5 protein-coding genes and 2 pseudogenes are annotated in these 5,122 nt (G+C 64.0%); 5 read left to right on the forward strand and 2 right to left on the reverse strand.

Features of this window, described 5'->3' with window-relative positions; all coding sequences use genetic code 11:
- Positions 1-97: 97 nt before the first annotated feature.
- On the reverse strand, positions 98-592 hold the full coding sequence (locus AHiyo1_RS10395; RefSeq protein ID WP_059388522.1) for a MarR family winged helix-turn-helix transcriptional regulator: 495 nt from the start codon (positions 590-592) through the stop codon (positions 98-100).
- Between the two features lie 124 nt (positions 593-716).
- Here AHiyo1_RS10395 and AHiyo1_RS10400 point away from each other — a divergent pair, with 124 nt between their 5' ends.
- Both AHiyo1_RS10400 and AHiyo1_RS10405 read left to right on the forward strand, forming a co-directional pair.
- The gene (locus AHiyo1_RS10400) at positions 717-926 is read left to right on the forward strand and encodes a hypothetical protein (RefSeq protein ID WP_253257261.1); all 210 of its coding nucleotides are present in this window, start codon (positions 717-719) and stop codon (positions 924-926) included.
- A 213-nt stretch (positions 927-1,139) separates the two neighbouring features.
- On the forward strand, positions 1,140-1,319 hold the full coding sequence (locus AHiyo1_RS10405; protein WP_113990642.1) for a hypothetical protein: 180 nt from the start codon (positions 1,140-1,142) through the stop codon (positions 1,317-1,319).
- Positions 1,320-1,433: 114 nt separating this feature from the next.
- On the opposite strand, the pseudogene AHiyo1_RS10410 reads toward AHiyo1_RS10405, so the two are convergent.
- Positions 1,434-2,779, reverse strand: a pseudogene (locus AHiyo1_RS10410) (aspartate kinase).
- A 251-nt stretch (positions 2,780-3,030) separates the two neighbouring features.
- On the opposite strand from AHiyo1_RS10410, the gene AHiyo1_RS10415 reads away from it, so the two are divergent.
- The 3 genes and pseudogenes from AHiyo1_RS10415 to AHiyo1_RS10420 all read left to right on the forward strand — a co-directional run.
- Positions 3,031-3,987, forward strand: coding sequence for an ABC transporter ATP-binding protein (locus AHiyo1_RS10415; RefSeq protein ID WP_059388521.1), 957 nt, complete (start codon positions 3,031-3,033; stop codon positions 3,985-3,987).
- A complete protein-coding gene (locus AHiyo1_RS25530) occupies positions 3,984-4,517 on the forward strand; it encodes an ABC transporter permease (RefSeq protein ID WP_216363177.1) in 534 nt (177 codons plus the stop codon). The genes AHiyo1_RS10415 and AHiyo1_RS25530 overlap by 4 nt, the downstream gene beginning before the upstream one ends.
- Positions 4,445-5,122: pseudogene (locus AHiyo1_RS10420) on the forward strand (ABC transporter permease); the annotation flags it as partial. The gene AHiyo1_RS25530 and the pseudogene AHiyo1_RS10420, both read left to right, overlap by 73 nt.

A 5,122-nucleotide genomic window follows, 5' to 3' on the forward strand; every position in this document is an offset into this window, starting at 1 on the left:
CGCCCCCGGGGCCGGGCGTGCAGGCGGCAAGACCAGCGACGGCGACGACGGCCAACACAGACCGGACTATTCGCAGGCGCATGGGGTTCTCCTTGATTTATGCCAGTTTATCGCCCGCACCGGGAGTCGGGTGTTGCGTGGCCGCGATGAGCCCGGTCATTGCGCGGTGCAGTTCCGCTACTTCGGCACGCGTGAGTTGGAGCCGCTCCATGATGGTTCCCGGCACGGCCGTCGCCTGTTGCCTGAGGGCGGAGCCGGCTTCCGTCAAGGTGATGGCAAGTGCCCGTTCGTTTCCGTGGATGCGGTTGCGGGTGACGAATCCTGCTTCTTCGAGCCGGCGCAGGATGGGCGAAAGGGTGGCAGGCTCGTGCAGGAGTGCCTCACTGATGTCCTTGAGCGTGCGCGGACTGCGTTCCCATAGGGCGAGCATCACGAGGTACTGGGGATGGGTCAGCCCCATCTTTTCAAGCACCGGCTTGTAGACGCCCACCACGCTCCGCGACGCCACGGTCAGGGCGAAGCACAATTGGCGCTCGAGTAGAAGGTCGTCTTCAGGCGGGGCGGCTGTTTCGGGGGCAATGGGTGCGGCCATGGCTTGCTCCATTCCGTGTCGATGACCGGACTTCGCCGGCCGATAGTTAGTGCACTAATTGTTAGTGTACTCTTAAACCACAACATCCTTTTGAGAGAGGGTAGACCCGGTGGCCAAAGAGACCATGACCCAGAGATTCATGCGCGCAACTGGCAAGCTTCGGATCATTTTCGGACCGGCGCACAGCAGTTCCCTGGATCATGAAATGACCGAGGAGAACAAGCGTCTCCTCGTGCGGCGCCAGGCCGAAGCGCAGCAATGGGAGACCGTCCGCCGGCCGGACGGCAGCACCTACGTGGTCCCCAAGAACCCGGACGACAAGTCCCTTCGCTGAGGGTCCCCACCGGCTCCCAGCCTTCGCAAGCTCAGGCAGGGGCCCTCGCCGGCGTGGGCCCCCCTCGCTCTCAGCGATCGACGCCGACCCCGGGCCTTTTGCCGGTTCCGGGCGTAAAATTGGCCTCACTGGAACCACTCAGCTCCAACCGTGCGGCTGGACCTCGCAGCGGGGAAGGAGGTGGGAATTGTGGGACATGCACTCGATAGTTTCATGAGGGTAACCGATCGACTGCGTTTCTGGTTCGGCCCGGCAACCCGGGGCGACATTGATGCGCCCGTAGTCCACAAGCATGACGACTTCGAGACGGCGTCGGAAGAAGACCTAGGGCATTTCGTCGTCGAAACGGACGACCAGGGCCACCACTACGGAGTCCGCAAGGAAGGCGCCTGAAGCCGCTCGCGGCTCCAAAGCCGCAGGAAAGCAAAAGAACCGGAGCACAAGCTCCGGTTCTTTCACGTTAAGTACTCCAGATTCCGACGGCGGGTGCCCGGCGGCGGAGTTCGTCTAGCGGCCGGTGCCGCCATAGACGGTTGCCTCGCGTCGCCGTCGAGCTCGAACGCCTTGTGGATGGCGCGCACTGCGTCATCCAGCAGATCGGCGTGCGTGACCACGGAGATGCGGATCTCCGAGGTGGAAATCATGTTGATGTTGATGCCTGCGTCGGAGAGCGCCTTGAAGAAGGTGGCGGAGACGCCCGGGTGCGAACGCATGCCGGCGCCGATCAGCGAAAGCTTGCCGACGTTCTCGTTGTATTCGATGCTCTCGAAGCCGATTTCAGGCTGCGCAGCACGGAGGGCGGTGAGGGCGTCGGCGCCTTCCACGATGGGCAGGGTGAAGGAAATGTCCGTGCGGCCGGTACCGTGCGTGGACACGTTCTGGACGATCATGTCGATGTTCGAATGTGCTTTGGCGATGACCTGGAAAATCGCGGCGGCCTTGCCGGGGATGTCCGGGACGCCGACCACGGTGACCTTGGCTTCTGAACGGTCGTGTGCAACACCGGAGATGATTGGCTGCTCCAAGGCAACTCCCTCTTGAATCGTGATCTTGTCATCGGCGCTGGGCAGGACCCAGGTGCCTTCGTTCTGGCTGAATGAGGACCGGACGTGCAGGGGCACGCCGAATCGGCGGGCGTATTCCACGCAACGCAAGTGCAGGATCTTGGCGCCGGAAGCTGCCAGTTCCAGCATTTCCTCGCTGGAAATACGGTCGATCTTCGTGGCAGTGGAGACCACGCGGGGGTCCGCCGTGTAGATGCCGTCGACGTCCGTGTAGATTTCGCAGACGTCTGCTTCGAGCGCGGCTGCGAGGGCCACCGCAGTGGTATCGGATCCGCCGCGGCCAAGGGTAGTGATCTCCCGCGTGCTCCGGGTCATGCCCTGGAAGCCGGCCACGATGGCGATGTGTCCCTTGTCCAAAGCGGTGCGGATGCGGTGGGGGTCGACGTCGATGATGCGCGCCTTCCCGTGGATGCCGTCCGTGATCATGCCGGCCTGCGAGCCGGTGAACGACTGGGCGGAGGCACCGAACTTGTTGATGGCCATGGCGAGCAGGGCCATGGAGATGCGCTCGCCTGCGGAGAGGAGCATGTCCATCTCACGGGCGGGAGCAGAATCGGTGACTTGGGCGGCGAGGTCCAGGAGCTCGTCCGTGGTGTCTCCCATGGCGGAAACCACTACGACAACCTCGTTGCCGGCCTTTTGTGCGTCAACAACGCGGCGGGCAACACGCTTGATGCCTTCTGCATCGGACACCGAGGAGCCGCCGAACTTCTGCACGATCAGCTGCTTGGTCTTGGCAGGCTGCGCGGTCAGGTCTTCGGTTTTCACATCGGTAGTGGGCAAACTCATGCGCGCACCCTCACTGCTCAATTGGGGATCATACGTTGCGTGGCCAGGTAGCGGCACGGCTACGTGGCTTATGTGGCCAGTTTATCGCCGGGCGCGGCGGGCGGGGGAATTGTGACCAAATCTCGGCCCTTGGGTGCACGCCGGGCGGTTTCGGCTTGGCGTACGATCAAGAAATACGCAGCCTGCGGGCATGTGGGCTCACGGGAGTTGAAGCGTACTTGTTCTGTTTGGGGGAAACAGGTGAGTAGAGCATGTCCATAGCTGAAAGTTCAAGAGTCCCGGTTGGTGACGCCCCGGGAGTATCCGCGGAAGGCGTCTCACGCCGCTTTGGCACGGTCCACGCCGTCAAGCACATCGATTTCCACGCCCCGCCAGGGAAGGTCACGGCGCTCATTGGGCCCAATGGCGCAGGCAAAACGACGCTCCTTCTCATGCTTGCCTCGCTTCTGCGGCCCGACTCCGGGACCATTCGGATCAACGGCTTGGATCCCTTGCACCACAGCGCGGCCGCGCGGCTTCGGATCGGTTGGATGCCGGACACCCTGGGGGTGTGGGAGTCCTTGACTGCACGCGAAATCCTGGTCCAGATGGCGCGCTTCTACCGCCTGCCCAGGGCAGGCATCGCCCAGCGTGTTGCCGGCTTGCTCGAACTTGTCCGGCTGGACACCCTTGCCGACCAGCCCGCCCGGGTCCTCTCCAGGGGCCAGCAACAACGGCTCAGCCTGGCCCGGGCCCTCATCCACGACCCGTCCGTGCTTCTGCTCGACGAGCCAGCGTCCGGCCTCGACCCGGGATCCCGAGTGGAGCTCCGAAACCTGCTGCGCCGCCTGGCCGGGGAAGGGAAAGCCGTGGTGGTTTCCTCCCACGTACTCAGTGAGCTCGATGAAATCGCGGACGGAGCGGTGTTCGTCAGCCAGGGCCGGACCGTGAAACAGCAGACCCTTGAGGAGGCGGCCCTGCAGGGCCGGCGCTACGCGATCACAACCCTCGACAATGCGGCCCTCACCGCAAAGCTCAGCGAACTCGGACTGGAATACCGGGTGGAAGCGGGCCGCCGCCCGTCGGTCACCTTGCTGTTGACGCACGACGACGGCGCTGCCGCCCTCTTGGGCGAACTCGTCCGGTCCGGCATCGGAGTAGTTTCCTTCGCCCCCGCAGCCGGTGCGTTGGAAGAGACGTACATGAACCTGGATACGGAGAGGCCATGAGCGACGTGAGTGAATCCGTGCCTGTTTCAGCGGGACCTCCGGCGGGACCGCAGGGAGCTACGGGAGGCTGGAGCGCCGTCGTCGGCTACCTTGGGGGAATACGCGACGTCGTGGTCCTCGAGATGAAACAACGGTTGCGCTCCCGCGGCTGGTACATCATGTTGGGCATCTGGTTCTTTGTCATCGCGGTAGTGACGTGGCTGACGTGGCTCGCCTGGAACGCGAGCATGGAAGCGCGGCGTTCCACGATGCCGCCTTCGGCGCTGGCGCCCCAGGACGGAGCCGGGTCCATGATCTTCGAGGTCGTGCTGGCCTTCGTGCTCCTCTTTGCCCTGCTTGTGGCACCTGCGCTGTCCGCCAATGCCATCAATGGAGACCGGGCCGGTGGCACACTCGCCATCCTTCAGATCACCTTGCTGACCCCGGGCCAGATTCTCTGGGGCAAGTTCTGCGCCGGATGCTCGCGGCGCTCGCCTTCCTGGCGACAAGCGCCCCGTTCCTTGTCTTCGGAATGTTCCAGGGCGGCCTGACCCCGGGGCACGTGGTGGTTTCCTTGTTGATGCTGGCGGTAGAACTGGCCGTTGTGTGCGGGATCGGAGTGGGGATTTCGGCGCTTGCCGGGCGGCCACTGTTCTCGATCGTGGTGACCTACTTGGTAGTCGCGGCGCTGGTGGTCGGCTCGTTGATTTCCTTCGGACTGGGATCGCAACTGGCGCAGGGCACGGTATTGGCCAACTCTCCAGTTGGCCGTGGCGTTTTGTATGCGCCGGTTCAGCCGAATCAGCAGCCGACGGAACCAGCGCAGCCGGCATACACCTGCGAGGGGCCCTTGGTGGAGCACCCGGCCGTCCGGACCGAACGCGTTGCGTGGATGCTCGCGTTGAATCCCTACGTGGTGGTGGCCGACGCCATTCCGTATCCGGACCGGAGCGGGACGGTGTTCTACTCGGTCGGGATGATCGAGGGCATCAGCCAGGGTGCCAGGTCCGCGCTCGCCGGGCCGGAGCACTCTTACCTATGTGCAAACGGCGTGCCGCAGCCGCAGTACCTCAAGCAAACAACGCCTTTGTGGCCACTGGGACTCGGCCTGCAATTGGTCCTGGCGGGGCTGCTCATGTGGCTCGGCTGGCGGTCG

The organism is Arthrobacter sp. Hiyo1, from assembly GCF_001263615.2.
Taxonomy (GTDB): domain Bacteria; phylum Actinomycetota; class Actinomycetes; order Actinomycetales; family Micrococcaceae; genus Arthrobacter.

Coding starts and splice junctions, on each gene's coding strand:
- AHiyo1_RS10395 (WP_059388522.1), bottom strand. CDS start 592: ATGGCCGCACCCATTGCCCCCGAAACAGCCGCCCCGCCTGAAGACGAC.
- AHiyo1_RS10400 (WP_253257261.1), top strand. CDS start 717: ATGACCCAGAGATTCATGCGCGCAACTGGCAAGCTTCGGATCATTTTC.
- AHiyo1_RS10405 (WP_113990642.1), top strand. CDS start 1,140: ATGAGGGTAACCGATCGACTGCGTTTCTGGTTCGGCCCGGCAACCCGG.
- AHiyo1_RS10415 (WP_059388521.1), top strand. CDS start 3,031: ATGTCCATAGCTGAAAGTTCAAGAGTCCCGGTTGGTGACGCCCCGGGA.
- AHiyo1_RS25530 (WP_216363177.1), top strand. CDS start 3,984: ATGAGCGACGTGAGTGAATCCGTGCCTGTTTCAGCGGGACCTCCGGCG.